Origin of the sequence: Streptomyces sp. NPDC096152, from assembly GCF_044763235.1 — a bacterium.
Classification (GTDB): Bacteria; Actinomycetota; Actinomycetes; order Streptomycetales; family Streptomycetaceae; genus Streptomyces.
Genome location: NZ_JBIWFW010000006.1, coordinates 155206 through 180888, shown reverse-complemented (window position 1 = coordinate 180888; position 25683 = coordinate 155206). Strand labels below are relative to the sequence as shown.

Annotated in this window: 18 protein-coding genes and 1 pseudogene; 6 read left to right on the top strand and 13 right to left on the bottom strand. The window is 75.1% G+C overall.

Features of this window, described 5'->3' with window-relative positions:
* Positions 1-14 precede the first annotated feature (14 nt).
* Complete coding sequence (locus ACIQ9G_RS21360) at positions 15-2030, top strand: FAD-dependent oxidoreductase (RefSeq protein WP_403611746.1); 2016 nt, start codon at positions 15-17, stop codon at positions 2028-2030.
* A 63-nt stretch (positions 2031-2093) separates the two neighbouring features.
* A complete protein-coding gene (locus ACIQ9G_RS21355) occupies positions 2094-2645 on the top strand; it encodes a PadR family transcriptional regulator (protein WP_403611742.1) in 552 nt (183 codons plus the stop codon).
* A 154-nt stretch (positions 2646-2799) separates the two neighbouring features.
* Here the strand turns inward: ACIQ9G_RS21355 and ACIQ9G_RS21350 are convergent, their stop codons facing one another.
* The 8 genes and pseudogenes from ACIQ9G_RS21350 to ACIQ9G_RS21315 form a co-directional block, all read right to left on the bottom strand.
* Complete coding sequence (locus ACIQ9G_RS21350; protein ID WP_403611739.1) at positions 2800-3333, bottom strand: hypothetical protein; 534 nt, start codon at positions 3331-3333, stop codon at positions 2800-2802.
* A gap of 189 nt (positions 3334-3522) precedes the next feature.
* Positions 3523-4464, bottom strand: a complete 942-nt coding sequence (locus ACIQ9G_RS21345; RefSeq protein WP_403611736.1) for a LysR family transcriptional regulator — start codon at positions 4462-4464, stop codon at positions 3523-3525.
* Positions 4465-4514: 50 nt separating this feature from the next.
* Positions 4515-5531 (bottom strand): fibronectin type III domain-containing protein, encoded by a 1017-nt coding sequence (locus ACIQ9G_RS21340; RefSeq protein ID WP_403611733.1) that lies wholly within the window; start codon positions 5529-5531, stop codon positions 4515-4517.
* A 339-nt stretch (positions 5532-5870) separates the two neighbouring features.
* Positions 5871-6281: a PTS-dependent dihydroxyacetone kinase phosphotransferase subunit DhaM gene (locus ACIQ9G_RS21335; RefSeq protein WP_403611730.1), complete on the bottom strand. Its 411-nt coding sequence runs from the start codon at positions 6279-6281 to the stop codon at positions 5871-5873.
* Entirely contained in the window at positions 6274-6882 is a 609-nt protein-coding gene (gene dhaL, locus ACIQ9G_RS21330; RefSeq protein ID WP_403611726.1) for a dihydroxyacetone kinase subunit DhaL, read from the bottom strand. The genes ACIQ9G_RS21335 and dhaL overlap by 8 nt, the downstream gene beginning before the upstream one ends.
* Before the next feature lie 62 nt (positions 6883-6944).
* Positions 6945-7937 carry a dihydroxyacetone kinase subunit DhaK gene (gene dhaK / locus ACIQ9G_RS21325; RefSeq protein WP_403611723.1) on the bottom strand — a complete coding sequence of 331 codons (993 nt, stop codon included), beginning with the start codon at positions 7935-7937 and terminating at the stop codon, positions 6945-6947.
* Positions 7938-8465: 528 nt separating this feature from the next.
* Positions 8466-9140: pseudogene (locus ACIQ9G_RS21320) on the bottom strand (ribonuclease BN); the annotation flags it as partial.
* Positions 9141-9449: 309 nt separating this feature from the next.
* Positions 9450-9824 carry a DUF6479 family protein gene (locus tag ACIQ9G_RS21315; RefSeq protein ID WP_403611720.1) on the bottom strand — a complete coding sequence of 125 codons (375 nt, stop codon included), beginning with the start codon at positions 9822-9824 and terminating at the stop codon, positions 9450-9452.
* A gap of 122 nt (positions 9825-9946) precedes the next feature.
* Between ACIQ9G_RS21315 and ACIQ9G_RS21310 the strand changes: the two genes are divergently transcribed.
* The 4 genes from ACIQ9G_RS21310 to ACIQ9G_RS21295 all read left to right on the top strand — a co-directional run bounded on the left by ACIQ9G_RS21310 (position 9947) and on the right by ACIQ9G_RS21295 (position 15403).
* Positions 9947-10330: a ferredoxin gene (locus tag ACIQ9G_RS21310; protein ID WP_403612623.1), complete on the top strand. Its 384-nt coding sequence runs from the start codon at positions 9947-9949 to the stop codon at positions 10328-10330.
* 248 nt (positions 10331-10578) lie between these two features.
* Entirely contained in the window at positions 10579-11376 is a 798-nt protein-coding gene (locus ACIQ9G_RS21305; protein WP_403612621.1) for an oxygenase MpaB family protein, read from the top strand.
* A 129-nt stretch (positions 11377-11505) separates the two neighbouring features.
* Positions 11506-13773, top strand: coding sequence for a tetratricopeptide repeat protein (locus ACIQ9G_RS21300; protein WP_403611717.1), 2268 nt, complete (start codon positions 11506-11508; stop codon positions 13771-13773).
* 58 nt (positions 13774-13831) lie between these two features.
* A complete protein-coding gene (locus ACIQ9G_RS21295) occupies positions 13832-15403 on the top strand; it encodes a phytoene desaturase family protein (protein WP_403611714.1) in 1572 nt (523 codons plus the stop codon).
* A gap of 94 nt (positions 15404-15497) precedes the next feature.
* On the opposite strand, the gene ACIQ9G_RS21290 is transcribed toward ACIQ9G_RS21295, so the two are convergent.
* From ACIQ9G_RS21290 to ACIQ9G_RS21270, 5 genes are all read right to left on the bottom strand, one after another.
* Positions 15498-17462 (bottom strand): PQQ-binding-like beta-propeller repeat protein, encoded by a 1965-nt coding sequence (locus ACIQ9G_RS21290; protein ID WP_403611711.1) that lies wholly within the window; start codon positions 17460-17462, stop codon positions 15498-15500.
* A 49-nt stretch (positions 17463-17511) separates the two neighbouring features.
* Positions 17512-19095: a VWA domain-containing protein gene (locus tag ACIQ9G_RS21285; protein ID WP_403611708.1), complete on the bottom strand. Its 1584-nt coding sequence runs from the start codon at positions 19093-19095 to the stop codon at positions 17512-17514.
* A gap of 174 nt (positions 19096-19269) precedes the next feature.
* Positions 19270-21873, bottom strand: coding sequence for a hypothetical protein (locus ACIQ9G_RS21280; RefSeq protein WP_403611705.1), 2604 nt, complete (start codon positions 21871-21873; stop codon positions 19270-19272).
* Positions 21874-21910: 37 nt separating this feature from the next.
* Positions 21911-23458 carry a hypothetical protein gene (locus ACIQ9G_RS21275; RefSeq protein ID WP_403611702.1) on the bottom strand — a complete coding sequence of 516 codons (1548 nt, stop codon included), beginning with the start codon at positions 23456-23458 and terminating at the stop codon, positions 21911-21913.
* Positions 23459-23480: 22 nt separating this feature from the next.
* A complete protein-coding gene (locus tag ACIQ9G_RS21270; protein WP_403611699.1) occupies positions 23481-25361 on the bottom strand; it encodes a hypothetical protein in 1881 nt (626 codons plus the stop codon).
* Between the last annotated feature and the right edge of the window lie 322 nt (positions 25362-25683).

Genomic DNA, 25683 nt, shown 5'->3' with positions numbered 1-25683 from the left:
GCACGGAGGGGCCGATGAGCCGTTACCCGCACCTGCTGAGCCCGCTCGACCTGGGCTTCACCACCCTGCCCAACCGCGTCCTCATGGGCTCGATGCACGTGGGCCTGGAGGAGGCCGAGCGCGGCTTCGAGCGGATGGCGGAGTTCTACGCCGCCCGGGCCCGCGGGGGAGTGGGCCTGATCGTCACCGGCGGCATCGCGCCCAACGAGGAGGGGCGGCCCTACGAGGGCGGAGCCAAGCTCACCACCGAGGCGGAGGCCGAGCAGCACGCCGGTGTGACCGCCGCGGTCCACCGCGAGGGCGGCCGGATCGCGCTGCAGATCCTGCACTTCGGCCGGTACGCCTACCACCGCGACCTGGTCGCCCCGAGCCCGCTCCAGGCGCCGATCAGCCCCTTCGTGCCGCGCGAACTCGGTGACGCCGACGTCGAGCGGACCATCGACGACTACGCGCGCACCGCCCTCCTCGCCCGGCAGGCCGGCTACGACGGCGTGGAGATCATGGGCTCCGAGGGCTACCTCATCAACGAGTTCGTCGCCGCGCAGACCAACCACCGCACCGACCGCTGGGGCGGCTCCTACGAGAACCGGATGCGCTTCCCGGTGGAGATCGTGCGCCGGGTGCGTGAGGCGGTCGGCGAGGACTTCATCATCGTCTACCGGCTGTCCATGCTGGACCTGGTGCCCGGCGGCTCCTCCCTGGAGGAGGTGGTCACGCTCGCCCGCGCCGTCGAGGCCGCCGGGGCGACCATCATCAACACCGGCATCGGCTGGCACGAGGCCCGCATCCCCACCATCGCCACCTCCGTGCCGCGCGGCGCCTACACCTGGGTCACGAAGAAGCTCATGGGCGCGGTCTCGGTCCCGCTCGTCACCACCAACCGCATCAACACCCCTGAACTGGCCGAGCAGTTGCTCGCCGACGGGTACGCCGACATGGTGTCGATGGCCCGCCCGATGCTCGCCGACCCCGACTTCGTCGCCAAGGCAGCCGCCGGCCGGCCCGAGGCCATCAACACCTGCATCGGCTGCAACCAGGCCTGCCTCGACCACACCTTCAGCGGCCGGATCACCTCCTGCCTGGTCAATCCGCGCGCCTGCCACGAGACCGAGCTGGTGCTGGCGCCCACCCGGCTGCGCAAGCGGGTCGCCGTCGTCGGCGCCGGACCCGCCGGACTCGCCTGCGCGGTGTCGGCGGCCGAACGCGGCCACGCGGTCACCCTGTTCGACGCGGCGAGCGAGATCGGCGGCCAGCTCAACGTCGCCCGCAAGGTCCCCGGCAAGCAGGAGTTCGACGAGACGCTGCGCTACTTCCGCCACCAGCTCGACGCGCACGGCGTCGACGTGCGCCTCGGCACCCGGGTGGAGGCCGGCGACCTCGACGGCTTCGAGGAGGTCGTCGTCGCGACCGGCGTCACCCCGCGCGTCCCCGACATCCCCGGCGCCGACCATCCGCGCGTCCTCGGCTACCTGGACGTGCTGCGCGACGGCGCCCCCGTGGGCGACCGGGTGGCGATCCTCGGCGCGGGCGGCATCGGCTTCGACGTCGCCGAGTACCTCACCGACGGCGGCGACAAGGCGAGCGAGGACCCGGCGACGTACTTCCGCGCCTGGGGCGTCGACATGGACTACCGCGCGCCCGGCGGACTCGCCGCCCCGGTACGTCCCGCCCCGCCGCGCCGGGTGCACCTGCTCCAGCGCAAGACCACCAAGGTCGGCGCGGGCCTGGGCAAGACCACCGGCTGGATCCACCGCACCGAGCTCAAGCACCGGGGCGTCACCATGGTCCCGGGCGTGCGCTACGACCGGATCGACGACGCCGGGCTGCACATCAGCGTGGACGGCGTCAGCAGCGTCCTCGACGTCGACACGATCGTGCTGTGCACCGGGCAGGAGCCGCGCCGGGACCTGTACGAGGCGCTGATCGCGGCCGGGCGCAGCGCCCACCTCGTCGGCGGCGCCGACGTCGCCGCGGAGCTCGACGCCAAGCGCGCCATCAAGCAGGGCACGGAGGTCGCGGCGGCCCTGTAGCCGTCGCCCGGACCGGACGGGCCGCGGGGGCTGCCTCCAGCGGCCCGTCCCTAGGATGACCCCATGTCACTCCCGCACGCGATCCTCACCGCCCTGCTCGAGAAGCCCTCGTCGGGGCTCGAGCTGACGCGCCGCTTCGACAAGTCGATCGGCTACTTCTGGTCGGCGACGCATCAGCAGATCTATCGCGAGCTGGGACGGCTGGAGACCGAGGGACTCATCCGCGCGCTGCCGGCCGAACAACCCGCCCGCGGACAGAAGAAGAGCTACGAGGTGCTGCCCGCGGGCCGCGCCGAACTCGCCCGCTGGACCGCGGCGCACCAGGAACCCAAGCCGCACCGCGACGCGCTGCTGCTGCGGCTGCGCGCCGCGGCCGTGGTCGGCACGACCGGCCTCGAAGCCGACCTCCGACGCCATCTGGAGCTGCACGAGGAGCAGTTGGCCACCTACCGGGAGATCGAACGGCGCGACTTCCCACCCGGGAAGGACGGCCCCCAGGAGCGGTTGCAGCATCTGGTGCTGCGGGCCGGGATCGACCTGGAGACGTTCTGGACGGGGTGGCTCAGGAGTGCCTTGGAGGAGTTCGCCGAACTGCCCGGTCACGACCCGGCGTGACCCCGGCTGTTCCGAGCCGGTCCTCCGTCAGGAGCCGGTTCTCGGCTCGGACCCCGGTCTCGGTTCGGACCCCGGTCTCCGTTCGGAGCCGCTCGTCCGCTCCGAGCCGGTCCTCCAGCCAGATCTGGTCCTCCACTCGGAGTCGGTACGGCGCTCAGAGCCGGTACGGCTTCGGGCGGCGGCGCAGCACCCCTCCCATGGCGGCCAGCGCCGCTGCCGCCAGCGCACCCCCCACCACGTAGGTGACCGTGCCGTGGCCCCCGGTGCCTCCGCCGAGACCGTCCGCCACACCGCGCGGGGGCGCGGAGGCGGCCGAGGGCGTGCGCGCCGGAGCCTTGCGGACTACGACGGACTGGCTGCCCGCGGTGATGTAGTGCGCGCACACGACGAACACCGTGTAGGTGCCCGGGGGCACGCCCCGCCAGGCGGCGGACTGGCTGAGGCTGGTGCCCCTCAGCGGCATCTGGCGCCCCGGGCCGAGGTCCGCCCGGTCACCGCCGAACAGCGAGGCGGTGCCCCAGTCGCCGTCGACGGCGCCGCACGCGCTGGTGGTGACCGAGACGGTGGAACCGCTGGTGGCGACGGAGATCCCCGGCCCCGCGCCGGCCGGCCCGGCGGCCACGCCGAGCGCGAGCGCGGCGGCCGCCGCGACGGGGACGGAGCGGAGCAACGGCTGAGAAATACGCATCGGACTGTCCTCCGGCGGCACGGTCGGCGGTCCGTCCCGTGTACCGCCGGAGATAGGGAAAGGCCCGTGCTGCCCCAGGGGCAGCCAATGTCCCCGGGCCGTCTTCCGCAGCCGGGGCGCACCCGGTCGGGTAACGCGCCGGCGCGGCGGGGTGCGGACGAGCCGGCCCGGGCGGGTCGCCCGGATCGCTCACCAGGCCGGCGCTGCCCGGAGCAGCCGCTCCCGGACCAGGGCGACGTGCGGATGGTCCGGGCCCCCCGGACGCTGGGTGAGGTAGGCGGTGTTGATCGGCGGGTCCTCCGGGGAGAGCAGGGGCACGAGCGCGCCGGAGGCCAGTTCGGCGCGGCACAGGTAGCGGGGGAGCACGGTGATCCCGGCCCCGGCGGCCACCGCGGACAGCACGCCCCGCAGGTCCGGCACGGTGACGGCCGCCTGGCCGGTCAGGCGGGTGCCGAAGACGTGCCGCCAGTAGCGCCGGGCGATCGGCAGGTCCTCGGCGTAGGTGACCAGGGGCGCCTCGGCCAGTGCGGCGGGTCCCTCGGCGGCGACCCGGCCGGTGCCGATGCGCTCCACCCAGGCGGGTGCCGCCACGAGCACGAACTCCTCGTCCATCAGCGGGACCCAGGTCAGTGTGCGGCCGCGCGGCCGGGAGGTGGCGATCACCAGGTCGTGGCGGCCGGCCCGCAGTTCGGCCAGCAGATCGTCGGTGAGCCCGGTGCCGACCCGCAGCCGTACGCCCCGCTCGACCAGCGGGGCCAGGGCGGGCAGCACATGGGTGCACAGGATCTCGGCCGGACCCGCCAGATGGACCGGCTCCGGCGGTTGGTCGGCGCCGAGACCGCCGGGATCCGCGACGGCGGCGAGCGCGTCCAGCGGTGCCGCCACCCGGCCGGCCAGCTGGTCGGCCACCGGGGTGGGCGCCACGCCGCGCGACTGGCGCTCGAACAGTTCCCGCCCGAGCTGCTCCTCCAGGGTGCGGATCTGTGCCGTCACCGTCGGCTGCGCGAGCCCCAGCAGCCGTGCCGCCGCCGTGAACGAACCGGCGCGGTGCACGGCGAGGAAGGTGCGCAGCAGGGACAGGTCCAGGGGCGCCGGCGGACCCGCCCGGCCATCGGAATTCCTATGGGCCATGGTCTCGATACTACGGTCGGTCTATGGCTGCCCCGCCCGCGGGGCGGTGGTCACCGTGCGCTCGGCCGCGGGCCGGTGTTCACCGTGCGCTCGGCCGAGAAGCCGCCCCAGGTCCCGTCCGGGAGCCTGGCCCTGATCCGCACCCGGTGGCCGACCCCGGCCTCCCGCCCCACGTAGAAGCTGTACCGCGCGCTCCCGCGCGGCGCGGTGCCGCCCCAGACGAGGGAGGTGGCCGGCCGCCGGTCGAGCTGGATCTGGTACTCCGTCACCACCCCGTCCGTGCGCGGCGGAACCCAGGAGAGGTCGAGGTAGTAGGCCCCGCCGGCCCGGTGGGTGCCGGCGCGGAAGGCGCTGGGTGCGAGGTCCCGGCCGTCGTCGGAGCCCGGCGCGGTGGTGACGCGGACCGGGGCGCCGGCCGGGGAGAGGTTCCCGGCCGCGTCGCGGGCCCGGACGGTGAAGGAGTACCGCGTCCCGGCCCGCAGCCCCGTGACCACCGTCTCCGTCCCGTCCCCGCGCACACTGTGGACCTTCGTGCCGCCCTGGAGGACATCGTACGAGACCACGCCCCGGTCGTCCGCCGAGCGGGCCCAGGACAGCCGGACGGCGTGGCTCCCCGCCGCCCGGCCGCGCACGGCGCGGGGCGTGGTCGGCGCCGAGCCGTCCGCCGGGGCGGCGCCGGGCGTGGTCGCCCGGACCACGCGGCTGCGGGGCCCGAGCCGGCCGTCCGCGTCGCGGGCCCGCACCGTGAAGACGTACGTGGTCGCCGGGCTGAGCCGGGGGACGTCCACCATGTGCGCGGACGCCGGTACGTCCCTCACCCTGGCCGTGCCCCGGTACACCTCGTACCCGGCGATGCCGGACGGCGCGGACGCCGCGTTCCACATCACGTGCACGCTGGTCGCGCTCCCCGCCACCGCGGTGACACCCGTGGGCGCCCCGGGCAGCGGGCCGCCGTCGTCGGAGCCACCCCACCCGCAGCCGCCGAGCACCAGCAGCACGGCGCAGGCCGCGGCGGCGCGCCCGGGAACGCGGCGGGGGAGGAGGGTCCGGGCGGGCACGCGTCGCACGAGAACGACCTCCCCGGAAACGGCGGCGCGAGCGGTGAGGATGCCGCCCCGCAATGGTCCGGACCAATATGCACCGCCGGCGGGGTCCCATCAAGGGGGCGGCCGCCGGTGAGTGTCCGGGAGGGTTACGTATGCTGGTGCCATCTCGGCTGAACCAGCCCCGAGGGCAGGGGAGTTCACGCTGCGGCGCGGACCGCTGTCGTCGCTGATGCCGCGCCGGCAGGGGCGGCCGGGGGCCGGAACCGACACGGATTCCGGCCCCCGGCCACCCGGCAGGCGTGACGCGTGAACGGAGGGCGCGGCCTTCGGACTTCGGGCCTCTTCGGGCCTCTCCGCGCCTCAGACCTTCCGGTAGCCGTACGCCTCCGTGGCCGCCGCCTGCACCTCGTCCAGGTCGGCCCCCGTCGCCGCCGTGACGACCGCGGCCACCGCGCCCTCCACGAACGGGGCGTCCACCAGGCGTGTGTTGCCGGGCAGTTCGTCGCCCTCCGCGAGCAGCGCCTTCACGGTGAGCACGGCGCTGCCGAGGTCGGTGAGGACCGCCACCCCCGCCCCCCGGTCCACGGACGCGGCCGCGGCGGTGACCAGCTCGGCGCTGGTGCCCAGCCGGCCGCCCTTCCGGCCGCCCGCCGGGGCCACGGGCACCGCCGCACCCCCGCTCGCCAGTCCCTGCGCCAGCCGCGCCACCGACTCGGCGACCTCGGCGCTGTGCGACACCAGCACGATCCCGACCAGCTTCTCCTCACTCACCGTCGGCCTCCGCGGCGTCGACCAGCGCGGCGACGAGCAGCGCCGACGAGGTGGCGCCGGGGTCCTGGTGCCCGATGCTGCGCTCCCCGAGGTAGCTCGCCCGGCCCTTGCGGGCCAGCATCGGCGTCGTGGCCACGGCGCCCTCCTCGGCGGCGGTCCGCGCCGCGGCGAAGCCATCGCCGAGCGCGTCCACGGCCGGCAGCAGCGCGTCGACCATGGTCTTGTCGCCGGGCTTCGCCCCGCCCAGGGTCATCACCCCGTCGACGCCCGCCCGCAGGGCCTCGGCGAGCTGCTCCTCGCCGACCTCGGGGGCGTCCCCGAGCGCCTTGCCGGCCCGGCGCAGCAGCGTCCCGTACAGCGGGCCGGAGGCGCCGCCGACGGTGGAGATCAACTGCCGTCCGGCGAGGGTCAGGACGGCACCGGGCGTCTCCGTCGCCTCCTTCTCCAGCGCGGCCCGTACGGCCGTGAACCCGCGCTGCAGATTGGTCCCGTGGTCGGCGTCCCCGATGGGCGAGTCGAGGGCGGTGAGCCGTTCCGCCTCGCGGTTGACGGACGCGGCGGTCGCCGTCATCCAACGGCGGAAGAAGTCGGCGTCGAGCACTGCATCTCCTTGCGTGGTAGGTACGTTGACGCGCCTGACGTGCGCGGGCGGCCGCCGCCGTGTCACACGCCCCAGCGCAGGCCCGCGGTGTTCACCGGCGCGTCCCACAGCCGCAGCAGCTCCTCGTCGATCTGGCACAGGGTGACCGAGGCGCCCGCCATGTCGAGCGAGGTGACGTAGTTGCCGACCAGGGTCCGCGCGACGGGCACCCCGCGCTCGGCGAGCACCCGGTGCACCTCGGCGTTGAAGCCGTACAGCTCCAGCAGCGGCGTCGCGCCCATGCCGTTGACCAGCAGCAGGACCGGGTTGCGCGGGGTCATGTCCTCCAGGATCGCGTGCACCGCGAAGTCGGCGATCTCGCGCGAGGTCATCATCGCCCGCCGCTCCCGGCCCGGCTCGCCGTGGATGCCGATGCCCAGCTCCAGTTCGCCCGGCGGCAGGTCGAAGGTCGGGCTGCCCTTGGCCGGGGTGGTGCACGCGCTGAGCGCGACGCCGAAGGTGCGGGAGTTCTCGTTGACCTGCCGGCCGATCGCCTCGACCCGCTCCAGGGGCTGTCCCTCGTCGGCCGCGGCGCCCGCGATCTTCTCCACGAACAGTGTCCCGCCGGTGCCGCGCCGGCCGGCCGTGTAGAGGCTGTCGGTGACCGCCACGTCGTCGTTGACGAGGACCTTGGCGATCTGGATGCCCTCGTCCTCGGCGAGCTCGGCCGCCATGTCGAAGTTCAGCACGTCGCCGGTGTAGTTCTTCACGACGAACAGCACGCCCGCCCCGCTGTCCACGGCCGCGGCGGCCCGCAGCATCTGGTCGGGGACCGGCGAGGTGAAGACCTCTCCGGGGCAGGCCGCCGACAGCATCCCCGGCCCGACGAAACCGCCGTGCAGCGGTTCGTGCCCGGAGCCGCCGCCCGAGACCAGGGCGACCTTCCCGGCCACGGGCGCGTCCCGCCGTACGACCACCCGGTTCTCCACGTCGACGGTCAGCTCGGGATGGGCGGCCGCCATACCGCGCAACGCGTCCGCGACCACGGTCTCCGCGACGTTGATGAGCATCTTCATGGCTGCCTCCTGGTGAGCCCGGTGGGCTGTCTCGGTCCGGCTTCCGTGCGTCGTGGGCGAGGTCCGGTGGTCGGGGCGCCCGTCCCTCGCCGTCGGACGGGCGTCGTGCGCGGGCGTGGCCGTCCGCACTCCGCAGTATCGGCCCTGTGGCGGAGATGGTCACCTGTACTGCCTGTCCCGGCGGTTCGGCCGCCGTGCGCGGGGATTCGCGGGCGCGGATCAGCCGCCGGTGCCGTCGTGCCGCCCGGAAGGCCCGTCCTTCCCGGGCTCCTTGTCCTCCCCGGTCCCCTCGTCCTCCCCGGGCTCCTTGACCTCGCCGGTCTCCTCGTCCTCCTCGGGCTCCGGCTCCTCGGGCTCCCCGGGTGTCGCGACGTCCGTGTTCTCCTCGGTCCCGTGGGGCCCGTGGGGCCCGTGGGACCGGCGGGTCACGTGGGTCCTGCCGCTCGCGCCGATGCCGTCGATCTCGTCGATCCGGTCGGCCCCCCCGATCTCCCCGGCCTCCTCGTGCGCCAGCAGGTGCCCCGCACGGTCGCAGAACAGATGGCCCACCAGCGCGCCCCCGTGGACCACGAATCCGGCCCCGACGAGCCAGGACTCCACGATCAGGACCGTGCCCACGGCTCCGTAGCTGACCGCGTTGGTCACGATGAGCGGGGTGAACACCAGGTACGAGAACGCCCGCAGGCCCACCAGGCCCGCCATGGTCGCGACGGCGCCGGGCAGCAGCAGCCGCCAGCGCACCTGGCGGCCGAGGAGGAAGTGCGGGCCCCACCAGAAGAACAGCACGCCGATCGCCAGGCTGAGCAGCATCCGGTACGTCCCCGCCAGCACCGTGCGGGTCTGCACCTGCACGTACAGGTACGTCATGAGCGCGAGCAGCCAGACGGCCTGCCGCCAGATCCGGTGCCACGGGCCGGCCGGCAGCCGCCACACCCGCTCGTAGCCGTTCTGCACGCTGGAGGCGAACGACAGGCCGAACAGGGCCAGCAGCACACCGCCCCAGACGCTGAGGGTGCCGACCACCTTGTGCGACGGGCTGAACGCCTCCGACAGCACCCGCTCGGACCGGCCGGACAGGTCCATGCCGTCCACCAGCCACAGCGCGAACCCGCCGTGATGCAGAGGATCGGCCGCCGCGACGACGATCAGCAGCGGGGCCAGGGTCACCAGCGCGAGCGTGGCGAAGCCCAGCGCCCGGTGCATCAGCTCCAGTTCCTTGCCGCGCCGGTAGAGCTCGGCGACCCACCAACGGGCGGCCGACGGGCGGTCGCCGGGCCGCTCGCCGCTCAACGCCGCCGCCGGCGGTGACCGTCTCCGTGACTGGCGGTGCCCGGCGTCGGGCCGGGCGGGCGGGGCAGGCGTGACATGGCGACGGCGCCTCCTCTCCGGACCCCGGCCGAACCGGCGCGCGGCCGCGCACCCCCATCATCGCGACGGGACCGTCGCGCCGCACCCGGGAGCCGGGACCATCGGAGGGACGCGTGCCCCGGGCGGGGGAGCGGGGGGCGGGGGCTAGCCCCGGCCGGTCTCCGCGCCGCCCGGGCGGCCGGGCGTGTCGCCGCCGTCCCCGTCCCAGGAAGGACGCTCCGGCGTCGTGCTGGTCCGCGACCCGATGTTGCCGTGCGCGGGGATCTGGTGCGGGGTCAGCCGGTCACCGCCCCTGGGCACCTCGTCGGGCTCGCGATGCTCCATGACCTCGCCGACCGGACCGCCGTCCGGCAGGCGCGGCTGCTCCTCCGGTCGTGGAGGGGCGGGCTCGCGGCGGCGGACACGGAAGCCCAGCACGAAGGCACCGATCAGCAGGGCCACCACGACGAGCCCCACGATGAACGGCCCGACACCGGCCAGGAAGCCCTGGGCGGCGATCTCCAGCGATGCGGTATCCATGATCCGTGGGTACCCCCGGCCCGCGCGGTGAACCCGGTCACCATGCCCACGCAGGCCAGGACGGAGACCGTACCCCCTGGGGTACCGGGTTTGACGGGGTCGGCACCGGCAACCCGCGCGATGTGAGTACTACACCAGCGACGACATCGCAACAGGAACTGATTCGTTTTCTCGAAGACCGCTTCGCCTGTGCGCAGGCGTGTTCGGAATGCGCCCGCGCGTGCGCCCTGCGTGCCAGCGCTGTCGATCCCGGCGGGACCGACCAGCAGGAGCTGGTCCGGCGCAAGGGCATCATGTGCGCGGAGGTGTGCGACGCGACCTGCCGGGTGCTGTCCGAGCAGAACGGCCTCGACGAGGCCGACATCCGGGCCCAGCTCGAGTGGTGCCGCACCGTCTGCCTGGAGAGCGCACACGTCTTCGACGGTTTCCCCGGCGCCGAGCAGACCGCCGAGGCCTGCCGGGCGTGCGCCCGCGCATGCTCCGAGTTCATGGCCACGCTGAGCTGACGGCCCACCGAGCCGACCGAGGAGGTGCGCGGACGGGACCACCGCACGGCATTCCCCATTTTTTGAAACGCGTTCTACGATATGCGCCGCCGGGGTTGCTCCGGGGCCCGTGGAGGCGCCGCGTCCAGCGGGAGACCGTTTCCTGTATCGACCCGGGGATGCCCCGGGTCCGGCGTTAGCCTGCCGGGGTGGAGACGACACGTCCGGCCGACCCCGGACTCTTCGGGCCCTCCTCGGTGACCTGGCAGATGCACGGCGACCCGATGATGTGGGTGGCCGGCATCCGCGCGCTGTACCTCCAGGCACTCCACCCGGCCGCCGTCGGCGGCGTCCTGCAGAACTCCGACTTCCGCCGGGACGCCTGGGGCCGGCTGCTGCGCACCGCCCGTTTCGTCGGCACGACCACGTACGGGACGACCGAGGCCGCCGAGCGCGCCGGCTCCCGGGTGCGCAAGATCCACAGCATGCTGTCGGCGACCGACCCGCGGACGGGACGGACGTACCGGATCGACGCGCCCGAACTGCTGCTGTGGGTGCACTGCGCGGAGATCGACTCCTATCTGCACGTCCTGCGCCGCTCCGGATTCCCCCTCACCGACGCGCAGGCCGACCGCTACCTCGCCGAGCAGCGGGAGAGCGCCCGCCTCGTGGGGCTGGACCCCGCGGCCGTGCCCGCCGACCGCACCGCGATGGCCGCCTACTTCGCCGCGGTGCGCCCGGAACTGGCCGCCGGAGCCGGCGCGCGCGAGGTGGACGACTTCCTGCTCCGCCCCCCGGCGCACCCCCTGCTCGTCCCGGCGCGTGAGGTGCTGTGGCGGCGCGTGGCCCACCTGGCGTACGCCTCCCTGCCGCCGTACGCCCATGAGCTCTACGGCAGACCGGCCCCGCCGCCCGCCGTCGTGACGCGCCGGCTGCGGGTCACGGGCGCCCTGCTGCGCCGCGTCCCCGCACGGCTGCGCTGGCAGCTCCCGCCCCGGCACATCCTGGGCGCGATGGCCCGGCTCGGACCCGAGTCCCGTCCCGCACCGTACAAAGTCGGACGATAGCCCGCCATACTGGGCGAGGACCCGCCTTCGGGATCAGGTGGAGGCCGGGGCACGGTCGCGGGGCGGTCCGAAGGGGAGGCCCCGGCCGGGGGAGGGCGGGGCGGACGGCGACGGGGGCGACGGCGCGAGATGGCGGACACCGGACTGATCCACGGCCGTTACCGGCTGCTCGACCGGATCGGGCGCGGCGGCATGGGCGAGGTGTGGCGCGCCCGGGACGAGTCGCTGGGCCGTAAGGTCGCCGTGAAGTGCCTCAAGCCGCTCGGCCCGCACCACGACCCGTCGTTCACACGGGTGCTGCGCGAACGGTTCCGGCGCGAGGCCCGGGTGGCCGCCGCGCTCCAGCACCGCGGGGTGACCGTCGTCCACGACTTCGGCGAGTCCGACGGCGTCCTCTACCTGGTGATGGAGCTGCTCGACGGCCTCAACCTCAGCCAGCTCCTGGAGGGCAACGAGCACCGGCCGCTGCCGGTGCCCGACATCGTCGAGATCGCCGAACAGGTCTCCGCCGCCCTCGCCTACACCCACCGGCAGGGCATCGTGCACCGGGACCTGAAGCCGGCGAACATCATGCGCCTCGCCGACGGCACGGTGAAGATCTGCGACTTCGGCATCGCCCGGCTCGGCCACGACATCGGCTTCACCGCGCGGCTGACCGGCACCGGTATCGCCATGGGCACCCCGCACTACATGTCGCCGGAGCAGATCGGCGGAACCGAGGTCGACCAGCGCAGCGACCTGTACTCGCTCGGCTGCGTCCTGTACGAGATCGCCACCGGGGCACCGCCGTTCGACCTCGACGACGCCTGGGCGATCCTCGTCGGCCACCGCGACACCCCGCCGACGCCGCCGCGCCGCCACCGCGGCGAGCTGCCCGCGTACCTGGAGCGGATCATCCTCGACCTGCTCGCCAAGCTGCCCGACCAACGGCCCGGCGACGCCCACGAGTTGTGCCGCCGCATCATCGCGGGCCGGACGGCTCCGGCGTACGTGCCCACGGTGGTCACGGCCCGGCCGCGGCCGGGCACCCCCGAGCCGGGCGCACGCGGAGGCCGCCTGCCGTCATGGACGTACGGCATGACCGACGGCCCCAAGGCCACCGGCGCCGTCCTGCGCGCCACACCCCCGGACCAGGGCGCGGGACTCACCGGCGCATGGACGGTTCCCCCCGGCACGGACGGCACCGGCACCCCGGTTCCGGGCCCCGGCGAGCGGCCCGCGCCGCGGCCGGAGAGCCCGCCCGCACCGCCCCCGGAGACGCTCACCGCCCTCGCCGGACGGCACAACGCGGGCCTCGGCCTCGGGCGCCTCGGCCGCTGGGCGGAGGCGGGGGAGGTGCACCGCGCGGTCGCCGCCGAGCGGGCCGACCTCCTCGGCGCCGACCACCCCGACACCCTCGCCAGCCGCTACGAGGTGGCCTTCACGCTCAGCCGCACGGGCCGGGCCGGCGAGGCGCTGCGCGCGTACAAGCACGTGACCGGGGCCAGGATCCGGGTGCTCGGCGCCGACCACCCGGACACCCTCGCCGCCCGCCAGGAGATGGCCTACGTCCTCGGGCAGCTCGGACGCCACTTCGACGCCCACCAGGTGTACCGGTCGGTGCTCGCCGCGCGGGAGCGCACCATGGGCGCGGACCACCCCGACACCCTGCGCTGCCGCCACAACCTCGCCTTCAACCTCAGCCGCCTCGGCCGCCTGGAGGACTCCTACCGCATGGCCTGCGAGGTGGCCGCCGCGCGCGCCCGCGTGCTCGGCCCCCTGCACCCCGACACCCTGGTCACCCGTTACGAAGTCGCCTACGCCCTCGGCCAGTTGGGCCGCTGGAGCGAGGCCCTGCAGACCTACGGCGAGGTCGCCGAGGCGCGCGCCGGGGTCCTCGGGCCCGACCACCCCGACACCCTGGCCGCCCGCTACGAGGTCGGCATCAGCCTGGGCCGGCTCGGCCGCAGCGGGGAGGCGCTCCGGCTCTACCGCGGCCTCGTCGACGACCGCACCCGGGTGCACGGCCCCACCCACCCCGAGACCCTGCGCGCCCGGCACGGCCTCGGGGTCAACCTCGGCCGGCTCGGCCGCTGGGAGGAGGCCCTCGACGAGTCCCGTGACGTGTGCGCCATCCGCGAGCGGGTCCTCGGCGCCGACCACCCGGACACCCTGGTCAGCCGCCGCGAGGTCGCGGTCGGCCTCGGCTGGCTCGGCCGCTGGGCGGACGCGCTCACCGAGTACCGCCGGGTGGCCGCCGCCCGCGAGCACGTCCTCGGCCCGGACCACCACGACACCCTGGCCAGCCGCAACGACGAGGCGCACTGCCTGGAACAGCTCGGCCGCGGCGCGGAGGCCGTCGAGCTGTACCGCAGGGTGGCGGTACTGCGCCGGCAGCGGGCGGCGGGCGGCCACTGACACCGGCACCTCGCCCGCCCCCCTGGCCGTCGTAGATCATCACGTGTTAACAAGAACCATGACCGCACTCGAAGGACACGGGACGTACGACGCCGTCATCGTCGGCGCAGGCCACAACGGGCTGGTCGCCGCCGCCTACCTGGCGCGGGCCGGACGGTCGGTGCTGGTGCTGGAGCGGCTGGACCACACCGGCGGGGCGGCCGTCTCCACCCGCCCGTTCGCCGGAGTGGACGCCCGGCTGTCCCGCTACTCCTACCTGGTCAGCCTGCTGCCGCGGAAGATCGTCCGGGACCTGGGCCTGGACTTCCGCCTGCGCACCCGCACCATCTCCTCGTACACGCCCGTCGAACGGGGCGGCCGTGCCACGGGACTGCTGGTCGGCGGCGGGGAGCAGCGGACCCGGGAGTCCTTCGCCCGGCTGACCGGCTCCGACCGCGAGTACGCGGCCTGGCAGCGGTTCTACGACATGACCGGCCGCCTCGCCCAGCGGGTCTTCCCCACCCTCACCGAGCCGCTGCCCACCCGTGACGAGCTGTGCCGCCGCGTCGACGACGAGGAGGCCTGGCGGACCCTTTTCGAGGAGCCGATCGGCGTCGCCGTCGAGGACCGCTTCGCCGACGACCTGGTGCGCGGAGTGGTCCTCACCGACGCGCTCATCGGCACCTTCGCCGACGCCCACGACCCCTCCCTCCAGCAGAACCGCTGCTTCCTCTACCACGTGATCGGCGGCGGCACCGGCGACTGGGACGTGCCCGTCGGCGGCATGGGCGCCCTGACCGACGCACTCGCGGACGCCGCGCGCCGCGCGGGCGCCGTCATCGCCACCGGCCACGAGGCGGTACGGGTGGCGACCGACGGCCGGGCCGCCGAGGTGACCTACCGGCACCGGGACACGCAGGGCACGGTCGGCGCCCGGCACGTCCTGGTGAACGCCTCGCCCGAGGCACTGGCCGCGCTCACCGCGGACGCCCCGCCGGAGCCCGCCGAGGGGGCCCAGCTGAAGGTGAACATGCTGCTCACCCGGCTGCCGCGGCTGCGGGACACCTCCGTCGACTCGCGCGAGGCGTTCGCCGGCACCTTCCACATCGCCGAGGGCTACCGGCAGCTGGCCGCCGCGCACGCCCGGGCCGCCGCCGGCGAGCTGCCCGCGGCGCCGCCGTCCGAGATCTACTGCCACTCCCTCACCGACCCCACCATCCTCGGCCCCGACCTGGTCGAACGGGGCTACCAGACGCTCACCCTCTTCGGCCTGCACGCGCCCGCCCGGCTCTTCGCCCGGGACAACGACGGCGTGCGGGAGGACCTGCTGAAGGCGACGCTGGCGCAGCTCGACGCCCACCTGGCCGAGCCGCTCGCCGACTGCCTCGCCACCGACGCGGACGGGCGGCCCTGCATCGAGGCCAAGACCCCGCTGGACCTCGAACGGGACCTGGGACTGCCCGGCGGCAACATCTTCCACCGCGCCCTGAGCTGGCCGTACGCCGCCGAGGGGACCGGCCGCTGGGGCGTGGAGACCCCGCACGCCAACGTGCTGCTGTGCGGCGCGGGCGCGGTCCGCGGCGGCGGCGTCAGCGGGGTGCCGGGGCACAACGCGGCCATGGCGGTCCTGGAGGCGGGCCAGGGCGGCTGACGGCCCGTCGGCGAGGCGTCCCGTCCGGCGCCCAGGGCCCCGGACGCGCGCTCAGGGGCCCCGGATCTTCCGGCGCCCCTCGGCTTCGGAGGCCCTAGAGGCCCGTGACGGTGTCCGGTGCCGCCGCGGCGGGCAGTGCGTGCAGCGTGCCGCTGGACGAGGCGGCATGGACGCTCCGCCCGCCGGGGGCGCAGGCCGCCGCCAGGATCTGGCCACCGAGGTCGAAGCTCTGCAGTGACGCCCCGTCCGCCGCGGCGAGCAGGTGCAGCCGCCCGCTCCACCCGCCCGCGTAGACGGCGGCGCCGTCGGTGCACAGCGCGAAGAACTCCTCGTGCTCCCCGTACGGCGCACTCCAGACGGTCTCGCCGGTCGCCGCGCCCAGACAGTGGACGGTGCCCGCGGCGTCCCCGACGATCACCGTGCCGACCCCGCGGACCGGCGCGGCCACCACCGGCGCGCCGAGCCGCGCCTCCCACACGACCGAGCCGTCCGCCGCGGCCAGGCACCGCACCCCGCCGTCGCCGTCCGCGGCCACCAGCCCCTCGTCCAGCGGCAACGGCGGCGCCAGGACCGGCGCGGGCAACCGCGCCGGAGCCGCCCAGCAGACGCGACCGTCCTCGTCGTCGACGGCGAGGATCTCCCGGCCCTGCGCGGCCGACAGATACACGTGCCGGGCACCGGCCGCGACCGGCACCGCCGGGTCGCCCGAGCCGCCGGTGAGCGGATCGGTCCGCCACCACACCCGCCGGGTGACCGCGTCGAAATGGTGCAGCTGGCCGATGGCGTCGCCGAGGAACACGCTCTGCCCGCGCAGCAGCACCCGGGCCTGGGTCAGACTCCCCGCCGGCACGGACCACCACAGCCGGTGCTCCCGGGTGTTCCACGACTCCAGCCGGCCACCGGAGTCGCACACCAGCAGCACCCCGCCGTCCGCGCACAGCTGCACCGGAGCGGTGAAGTCCGTGCGGCGGGCCGTCTCCCGGCCGGTGGCGGCGTCCAGCCAGCGCACCGCGCCGGTGCCGTCGGCGGTGACCACGCCGCCCTCGTCGGTGGCCACCACGCTGTGCGGCCACTCCCCGACGTCGACGCTCCAGCTGCGCCGCCCGGGCCGGAACGGCACGGTGAGATCGGCGGCGTTGCCCGCCGACGCGAGGAGGTCACGCAGCCGGGCACGGTGGTCGGCCAGCAGGCGGCCGGTGTCGTCGGGCAGCCGCAGAGCGCCCGGCCGGCCGAAGCCCTCGGCGACCTCGTCCAGCCGCGGGCGGTCGGCCGGATCCTCCGCCAGGCAGGCGCGGAGCAGCCGGCCCGTGGTGTCGTCCGGCAGCCGGGACAGGTCCGGCGGGCCACCGCCGACCCGGCGCATCAGCATCGCCCGCGCGTCGCTCTCCCCGGTGTACGGGGGACGGCCGGTGAGGGCGTACAGGACGATGCCCGCGATGCCGAAGACGTCGGTCGCCGCCCCGGTCCTGGCCAGTCCCCTGATCTGTTCGGGCGCGCAGAAGTGCGGGTGGCCGATGACCGTGTCGAGGGTCAGCGTGACCCGCTGACCGCGGATGCGGGTCAGCCCGAAGTCGATGATCCACGGCCCGTCCTGGGTCAGCAGGATGTTGCCCGGGTGCAGGTCCCGGTGCAGCAGGCCCTTGCGGTGCGCGGTGTTGAGGGTGTCCACGAGTTCGGCGGCGATCGTGTGCACCGTGTCGCGCGGCAGCGCCCCGCCGTGCGACTCCACCACGCGGTACAGCGACAGGCCGGGGATGAAACGGGTGGCCAGCGTGGGCTGCCGCCCGGCGCCGAAGTCCAGGGCGAGCAACTCGGGGATGCGTGCCCCCTTGCAGCGGTCCAGCGCCTTGCTCTCCTGGTGGAAGCGCTGCATGTGCTGCGCGTCCTCGGTGAACTCCCGCTTGAGGAGCTTCACGGCGGCCAGGGTGTCCGGGCCGTGCCGGTCACCCGGCCGCCGGCCGAGGTAGACGGTGCCGAAGCCGCCCGTGCCCAGCCGGCTCAGCAGCCGGAAGCCCGCGGCCTCGGGCGGGTCGGTGGCCGGGTCCAGCGGCATCACCATGTCGACGTCCTCTCTGCGCTGCGGCTCGGGGGTGTGGGGCGTGACCGCGTCACCGCAGGACGGCGGACCGGCTCTCCGTCTCGTGGGAGAAGCCGATGCCGCACAGCACCGTCGACTTGCCCAGGTCGCAGGTGCCGGTGTCGCGCAGCCGCTCCCCTCCCGGGCGCGAGGCCTCCCGCTCGCACCGCAGGGCGAGCACCAGACGCCCTCCCTCCTGCCGTCCGCGTACCGTGATCCGGGCCCGCACGTCGCCGGCGTCCGTCTCCTCGGTGACCTCCCGGCCGCGCAGGAGGACGGTCTGCCGGCTGCCGGACCGCAGATCGGTGACGACCAGCGCCCCGCTGAGCTCCGGGTTGCGCCGCTTGTAGACGCGCCAGGCGGCCGCGGAGCCGAGCAGCAGGACCAGCAGGACGAGCGGGTAGAGCCAGCCGGGGGTACGCCCGGGCACCGAACCCCGCAGGTCCAGCTCGGTGACGACCGGCTCGCCGGTGGAGAACTTCGGGTCCCCGAGGGAGCCGCGGACCGTCGTGGTCCACGGCGAGGAGACCTCTGCGCGCAGGCCCACCCCCGCCTGGAAGTCCCGGGTGACGGGGACCAGGCTGAACCGGGGGTCCTGATGCCAGGTCAGCGTCATCCGCACGGTGCGCCTCTGGCCCGGCGCCAGGGTGACCGGCCCGGCCGGGGCCAGCCGGGGACCGCCGGGGCCGCCGTCCGCGCTCAGCCGGACGCGCAACGGCACGTGCCGCGCCCTGGAGACCACAGTGACCTCCAGCGTCCGGGTGCGGGCCCCGGTGTTCTTCCCGGTCCGCACGGTCACCCGGCCGCCGCCGGCGTCGCGCACTCCCTCGCCCGCCACCGAGACCCCGACGGTGCCGCCCCGGTCGGCGCGCAGCAGGCTCACCGCCTTCTGGGTGCGCACCTGGTCCTTGGCGCCGCTGAGCTGGGAGCCGAGGGCCGCCGGGTCGACCGGCAGGATGCGCGGGGCGCCGAAGGCGCTGCCGAGGACCTCGGAGACTCCGGTGCCCTCGGCGAGCGGGAGGCCGTAGCCCATGAGCTTGTGGTCGGTCCCCAGTGCGTCGTAGCGGTCCTTGAGACGCTGCCAGGCCGGGCTGCCCAGGCGGGCGTAGGGGCTGCCGGGCGCGTGGACGGCACCGTCGGTCAGCATCAGCACCGCCCCGACCGGGGCCTTGCTGCGGTCGAGCTGGTCGGCCGCGGCGTCCAGGGCGGCACCGTGATCGCTCGCCGACTCCTTGGCGGAGTCCGGGAGTTCCCTGTCGAGGAGGTGGTCGGTCCGGTCCGCCGGGGACATCGGGTGGACCACGCTGGTCGCCCGCCCGAAGGTGACGACCGCCACCTGGTCGGCGGGCGTGAGCGACTTCAGGAAGTCGGCGAGGCGCCGCTTGACCGTGGTGTACAGCGGTACGCCGTCGGGGCCGCGGTCCTGCATCGAGCTGGAGACGTCGACCAGGACGACGTAGGCCGCCGGTACGTCGTCGACCTTCAGCGAACGGTAGATCTCGTCGCGCGGCACCGGGGTGTCCGCGGCCACGGCCGGAGCGGCGCCGGAGACGGCGAGCACGGCGGCGAGGGTGAACAGCGCGGCGCGGCGCGCCGTCGCCCGGATGGTGAACATGAGGTGGGTCCCCCTGGGGTGTGCGGGAGCGGGCTGCCGGCCGCGGCGTGCCGCCGGGCCGGAGCGGGTCGTGGGGTGGTCGGGGGCTGCCGCGGCCTTCGGTGGCCGGGGTCAGCCGCCGCCGTGGGCAGCCATGGGTGGTCCGCCGTCGTCGGCGGCTGCGGGTGGTCGGGGTCAGCCGCGGCCGTGGGCCGCCGTGGCGTCGAGCCGGCGCAGGCGGCGGATCTCCTGCTCGCACTTCGACTGGTCGTCCTCCAGCTTCCGGATCTGCTGGGCGCGGTCGGTCTTCAGCTGTGTCAGCCGCCGGATGGCGTGGTCGCGGTAGTGCTGCCAGACCCGGCGGTCCGTCCCGCCGCGGGCGAACGCGCCCTCCAGGTCATCGCGTTCCTCGTCGGCGCGGCTCGCTCCCCCGAAGGCCACCCACTCCCGGTGGTAGGCGTCCAGGACGGTGAGCACGCGCTCGCCGACGTGACCCTGCGCGGCCCAGGCCTGCAGGGCCGCGCAGAGCTGGTCGTTCTCCGCGCCGGCGCGACGGGCCTTGCAGGCCCGGGCGGCCAGCGTCTCGCAGTCCTCCCGGGTCTCCCCGGCCCGTGCCGCCGCGCGATGCACCTCGCGCACGGCCAGGTCGGAACGCAGCTGTGGCAGACGGGCGGTGAGCCGCTCGAGCCACCGCCGGTCCTCCGGGCCCTCCTTCCAGTGCGGGGCCCCGGTGGCCAGCCGGTGCACGGCGTCGAGGACGAGCCGCGCGCAGGGGCCCTGCCAGTCCAGGATCCGCAGGGTCAGGTCGTGGCCGGTCGGGCCGGGACCCTCGCCGGTGTGCGGGTCGACCGCGAGGGCGTGCTCCAGCAGGAGCCCGACCACCGCCGGGGCGTGCTGGCGCAGGGAGCGCAGCTCCAGCTCCGCCCGCAGGGTCGCGGTGTAGGTGCCGACACGGCCGATCGGGCCGCCGGAGCCCGGCAGTTCGGCCGCCGACGCCAGGGTGCCGAAACCCGAGGGCGGCAGCCCGGCCAGGGCGCACAGCACGTCCCAGCGGGCGGCGGTCTCCGGCCGCATCCCGGCGGGCGGCCGCTCCAGCGCGTGCCGCAGCGGCGCCCGCGACGGCTCCTCGGCCGCGGAGGACGCCGTACGGGCCGCACAGCCGGTCAGCCCGTGGAAGAAGTCCGTGTGCAGCAGGCCGTCGGTGCGCCCGCAGCGGGCGGCGGCCTCCAGCAGCCGCGCCGCGGCCTCCGGGTGGCCCGCCGCCCATTTCCTGGTGGCCCCGGGCGGGCAGGTGCCGGTGCTCAGCAGGTCGTGCAGCAGCCGTAGTTCGGGGTTGTGCTCGACCTCGGGCGCCGCTCCGTCGCCCAGCCATCGCAGCCAGGCGAGGACGGTGCCGGCCGGGTCCGGCCCGTCGCACAGGGCCCGGACGAGACGGCCGGCGAGGCCCGGCACGTCGTACAGCAGGCACTGCGTGAACTCCATGGTCCCCTCGGCGAACGGCGCCACGGCCGGCAGGAGCCGCTCGGCCACCGGATCCGGCTCGGTGTCCGCGCAAGTGTTGTGGACCTGGCCGATGGCGAAGGCGAGGATCTCGTCCAGGGGCTTGAGGTCCTCCTTGGTGAGGGAGGTGGCGGCCCGCGCGCTCTCGAAGTTCCGCAGGGCGACGTCCTGCTTGCCCCCGAGCAGATCGGCGATGAGCCGCTCGCGGAACGCCTGGGAGACGCCGGGCTCCGCCATGTGCGCCGCCAGCGGGCCCATGTCGGTTGACTGGCCCTCCAGCTTGCGCCCAGCGAGGACCTGGAGGGACCCGGGGTCGATCCGGCGCCGGCTCAGCGCCAGATCGATCCGTTCGTTGTCCACCTCGCGGCCCTCGCTGACCTCGTGGGCCACGGCGACCGCGGGGTCCAGGGCGTGCAGCACCCGCAGCGCGTCCGCGTGCGCCGTCGGGCCCGTGATGTCCAGGGGCCCGCGGGCGGCGGCCAGATGGCGCAGCACGGCCTCGCCGCCGTGCACCGTCCAGTTCTTGATGATCAGGTCGTGGTAGGTGCGCGCCTGCGGGGAGAGCGTGCCGAGGTCCGGCAGCCCGCCGCCCCAGGCCAGGCAGGTCAGCCCGGGGGAGTCGTCGGCGACCCCCCAGTACAGGCGCATGGGCACCTCGGAGCCGGAGGAGGTCCAGGTGGCCGCGGACAGACTGCCGCGCATCCCGTACGGCAGCAGGGCGGCCACGCAGTCCAGGGCCAGCAGCAGTTCGAGCGGCTCGTAGCGCCGGTCGCCGGTCACCACCACGGTGCCGTCCAGCAGGTGGGCCGCCGCGGCCGCCAGCCATCCGGTGATCTCCGACACCCGGGGGGTGACCCGGGGGCCGATGTCGGTGAGCAGCCCGCCGTCCCCGGGGACGGGCAGTTCGGCGGGCCCCGTGCCGCCCTCGGACAGCCGCGGAGCGGCTTCGAGGGCGGCACGGGCCAGGCCGCACCAGCCGAGGCCCGCCTCGCCGACGTCCGCCACGGGGACGGCGAAGTGGCTGATCCGGTAGATCGGGCGGTTGGTGCGGTCCACGGCGGCCGTGCCGTCGAGGAGGAAGACGCCGACCGTGCGCGTCCCGTCCGGCCCGGTGGTGCACCCGATGGTGATCCACGGCAGCTGGTCGCCCGGCGCCGGTGTGCCCGGTGACCAGTGGTGGACGGCGGTGTTGAAGTCGGCGCTGCGGCCGGGCGGGTGGGCGGCGAGAACCCGGTAGCCGCTGTTGGTGTGGGGCTCCTTGCCCCACAGGGCCCAGTCGGCGATCAGCCCCGGTGCCATGGTGGTGTCCTCTCTCGTGCGGGTGTCGGTGGGCGGATCAGGACTGCGCCGGGCCGAAGCCCCGCAGGAAGAGGAACGGTTCGAGGATGTTGACGGGCTGGGGCGGAGCGACGAAGCGGACGTCGTCCTCGACGGGGTTCACCAGCGACGGATTCTCGAAGTCGAAACCCCGTTCGGGATCGACCCAGAACCCGACCGCGGAACAGACGAAATAACCCACGCGTTCGGGCGCGAAGAACAGCTCGATCTGCTGCTGGATCTCCCGCAGACTGCCGTGCGGGAAGGCCTGGCACAACCCGTCGAAAAGGCGTTTGGCGTCCGCCACCTCGGGCTGTCCGGTGCGCGGATTGACCCGGACGTTTCCCTGTTCGCACGCGAAGCGGAAGACCCGGTCGTCGTCGAACTTCGCCAGACAGACGGCGATGCTGTGCGGCAGCAGATTGCCCACGCGCTCGCCGCGCATGTTGATCTCGGTGGCCACTCCGGCGAGGACGTCGGTGAAGAAGTCCGCGTTCTGCCGGGCGTCGTCGTTGACCGGACCGTCCTCGCTGTTGACGTGCCACTCGCGGACGGGGTCGACGACGTAGACCATCGCCCGCGACGCGCCGAGGTCCTTGATGAGCTTGCCGCCGAGGGCGGCCCCGGTCTGCGAGTGCAGGTCGAACGCCTCTCCCGGCAGGTCGCGGACGGTGACCTTGAACTCGGTCAGGTCGCGTTCGCGGTCGGCGCCGCGCCGCCACCGCCTGCGGCCGGCTGCCTTGGAGAACCGGGTGCCGGTCAGGTCACCGGCCAGGGTGAAGCGGACCGGGCGCTGCTCGGTGAGGGTGGCGTTGGGGAACGTGCGGTCGCGGTAGAGGATGCGCGCCAGGTCGCCGAGGAACTTCTGCGAGGCGTGGTCCTCCGGCCACATGCTCCACTTCCCGTACAGCGGGTCCTGGACCGCGCGGGACAGGGCGGCCAGCAGCGTGGACTTCCCGCTGCCCATGCCACCCCAGAGCGTGACCGTCGACTCGGGTGCGGAGGGCCGGCCCTCCGGCTCCTGGGTGTCGGCTCGGTCTCCGGCCGCCTTCCGTCCGGCTTTCGCGGGCTTGGCGGTCCGGTCGGTCCTGTCGGCCCGGTCCGTCCGGTCCTCCCGATCCGCTCGCTCGGCCCGGTCGGTCCGGCCGGAACGCGGGGAGACGCCGGGCTCGTCGAGCTTCTCCAGGAAGACGCTGGGCACCGCGTCGTCCTGCGGCGCGGCCGGAGCGGGAAGGGCGACGGGCCGGCGCGGCTTCTCCTCGGCGGGGGCCGCGGGCGCCGTCCGGGGCAGTGGGGGCGCGGACCCGTTGGCGGCCGGCGGGGCGGTGGCCTGCGGCGGTGGCAGGGCGGCCAGACCGCCGACGAGGGTGGACGGATCCCAGACCGCGAACGGTCCGTCGGCTCCCCGGTCCTCCCTCTTCTTCCGGTCCGGCCCGTCGTTCTTCCCGTCGTGGTTCTCGCGCTCGGACCGCGCGTCGTCGTCGACCATGGTGGGGCTCCCGCTGGAGGGGCGGCGGAAGTCGTCCGCCGCGCGGTGGTGGTACGGGTCCGCGCGTGCCGCGCGCACCTCGGGGTTCTCGGTTCGTTCGTCAGCCGGCCGCGGCGTGCTGCCACTCCCCGGCCGCGCCGTCGGCCACGACCAGCCGGATGGGCGCGCCGTCCGCGGGCAGGCACAGCGCCGGCGCGGCGACGGCCGAGGCGATCAGGCGGGGATCGTGGCCCGCGCCGAAGCGGCCCTCGGCGCCGAACGCGTCCCACGCGCCCTCCGCCCAGTGCGCCAGATGGGGCTCGCCCTGCAGGTCGTCCATCCAGGCCGGTTCGTCCACGACCGCCACGCACACGACGCCCTCGTAGTGGCGGGCCGCGTGCAGTTCGTCCCGCCATTCCAGACGGTCGGGGCAGATGCGTACGGCCGCGCCGCGCCGCAGTACGCGGGGCGGGCGGGTGCGCGGATGCGGGGGGCGGGAGCCGACCACCAGGAGCACCCGGTGGCTGCCCGGCCGCCACAGGTGGCGCCAGGCGGACAGCTCCCGGGGGACGTGTTCGAGGCCGGTGGCGAAGTCGTGCCGCAGGGGGTGGGGGCGCCAGGTGCCGAGGGTGCGTCCGGCGTCCGGGGCCGCGGACATCGCCGTCCGGTGCACGACCGGGTCGTGGTCGCCGGGCCGGTCGAGCGGGGCGTGGTCCCGGTAGCCGATCAGGCCGACCCGCAGTACGTCCTCGCCGCCCACCGCGTCCTCGACGGCGGTGACCACGGCCGCCGCCTCCTGCAGGCGCTCCTCCACCGCGGTGCCCCCGTCGCCCTGCGGCCCGGCGACCTCCACCGCGACCACCAGGTCGACGGGCCGCGGCCGGGAGAGCTGCCGGGGGGTGCCGGAGGCCAGCGCGCTCCACGGCGACGCGTCCGGCTCGTGGTGGCCGTCGTAGCGCAGTTCGACGCGGTTGCGCCCGTGCAGGGCGTAGCGCAGGACCGTGCGGGAGCCGGGCGGCAGTTCGAGCCGGTCGAGCCGCAGGGAACGCCAGCGGGAGGCCGGCTCGTCGAGTCCGGCGGCGACGACGGCGGCGACGCTCTCGCCGGTGGTCGCCCCGTGCGGCGGGGCCGTGACCGGCACGCGGACGACGGCCGCCGCGGCGTCGCGGTCGTCCGCGCGGCTGCCGGCCGGGAACAGCGGTCGGCGCACCAGTCGGACCGTGCCCGAGCCGCCGTCGACCTGGGCGGCCGCCAGCCAGACCGTGCGGCGCAGCGGCACCTCGGCGGTCAGGTCGTCCGGGGACGGCGGCCAGTGCGCGGACAGCCGCAGGCACAGCAGCGCGCCCGCGTCCCGCCGCGCCTCCTCGGCGGCCTGCTCGACGGGTCCCCAGCCGGAGGCCCGCACCACCACCGCCAGCGGTCTGCCGTCGCGGGGGTTGACGCGCAGGAAGGCGTCCAGGGCCGCGCGCAGCGGTGCCGCGGCGGCGGGCGCCACGGGGTCCGTCTCCGCGCCGCCCGCGAGCAGGAACAGCCGGCGCGGCCGGTCGTGGGGGAGTCCCGACGCGGTGGGCGCCAGTTCCGTCCAAGAGGACTCGGCGAGCCGGTGTACGTCGGGACCCGTGCCGGTCGCGTCGTAGGACAGCCGGCTCAGCCGCAGCCGCTCGCAGCCGATCTCCAGCACGTCCAGGGCCGGGAACGTCCCGGCGGCGAGGCGGGTGAGCAGCCAGCCCAGGCCGGCGCGCGAGAGGCGGGCGCGCTCCTGGGCGAGCACGTCGTTCCAGCCGCTCTGCCGGGCGTTGCCCGCGTGCGACGAGCCGGCGTCGGCCACCAGCTCCCGCACCCCGCGCAGGTCGGGCGGCGGGGGCAGGGCGTCGTCGCCCGTGCCGTCGTCCTCCACGGCTCCCGCGACGCGCGCGGCGGGGCCCCCGGCCAGCAGATCCGCGACGCGGAGCGCGGCACGAAGGTCGGCCGCACGGGTGTTCACCCCGATGTTCGACTGCACTGTTCCCCCACCCCCGATGCGGTCACCGGGCCCTGTAACGGATGCCGGGCGACCGCAGCTGAGCATGAATCGGGCATGGAGAAGCCTCGGTGAAAGGCGGCCATGTCCGATCCCAGATCCCGGAATCCCCACTCCGGTTGAGGCTTCACATTATCGCCCCGCTGAGCGGATGGAACCCTAATCGTGAGCCTTTGTTGCCGCTGCTGCCCGGCGGATCGCTTTTCGAAAGAAAGAGAGTGGAATGGTGTCGATATTGGTACGGGAGTGACCGGTGAAAAAGCGTGCGCCAGTGGAAATTGCAAGAAGCTGACCGGGTATGACC

Excerpts from the sequence above, each read along its gene's own strand:
- ACIQ9G_RS21305 (WP_403612621.1), top strand. The coding sequence starts at position 10,579 with ATGCACGGCGACCCGATGATGTGGGTGGCCGGCATCCGCGCGCTGTAC.
- ACIQ9G_RS21300 (WP_403611717.1), top strand. The coding sequence starts at position 11,506 with ATGGCGGACACCGGACTGATCCACGGCCGTTACCGGCTGCTCGACCGG.
- ACIQ9G_RS21280 (WP_403611705.1), bottom strand. The coding sequence starts at position 21,873 with ATGGCACCGGGGCTGATCGCCGACTGGGCCCTGTGGGGCAAGGAGCCC.
- ACIQ9G_RS21350 (WP_403611739.1), bottom strand. The coding sequence starts at position 3,333 with ATGCGTATTTCTCAGCCGTTGCTCCGCTCCGTCCCCGTCGCGGCGGCC.
- ACIQ9G_RS21355 (WP_403611742.1), top strand. The coding sequence starts at position 2,094 with ATGTCACTCCCGCACGCGATCCTCACCGCCCTGCTCGAGAAGCCCTCG.
- ACIQ9G_RS21345 (WP_403611736.1), bottom strand. The coding sequence starts at position 4,464 with ATGGCCCATAGGAATTCCGATGGCCGGGCGGGTCCGCCGGCGCCCCTG.
- ACIQ9G_RS21315 (WP_403611720.1), bottom strand. The coding sequence starts at position 9,824 with ATGGATACCGCATCGCTGGAGATCGCCGCCCAGGGCTTCCTGGCCGGT.
- dhaK (WP_403611723.1), bottom strand. The coding sequence starts at position 7,937 with ATGAAGATGCTCATCAACGTCGCGGAGACCGTGGTCGCGGACGCGTTG.
- ACIQ9G_RS21285 (WP_403611708.1), bottom strand. The coding sequence starts at position 19,095 with ATGTTCACCATCCGGGCGACGGCGCGCCGCGCCGCGCTGTTCACCCTC.
- ACIQ9G_RS21295 (WP_403611714.1), top strand. The coding sequence starts at position 13,832 with ATGACCGCACTCGAAGGACACGGGACGTACGACGCCGTCATCGTCGGC.
- ACIQ9G_RS21360 (WP_403611746.1), top strand. The coding sequence starts at position 15 with ATGAGCCGTTACCCGCACCTGCTGAGCCCGCTCGACCTGGGCTTCACC.
- ACIQ9G_RS21290 (WP_403611711.1), bottom strand. The coding sequence starts at position 17,462 with ATGGTGATGCCGCTGGACCCGGCCACCGACCCGCCCGAGGCCGCGGGC.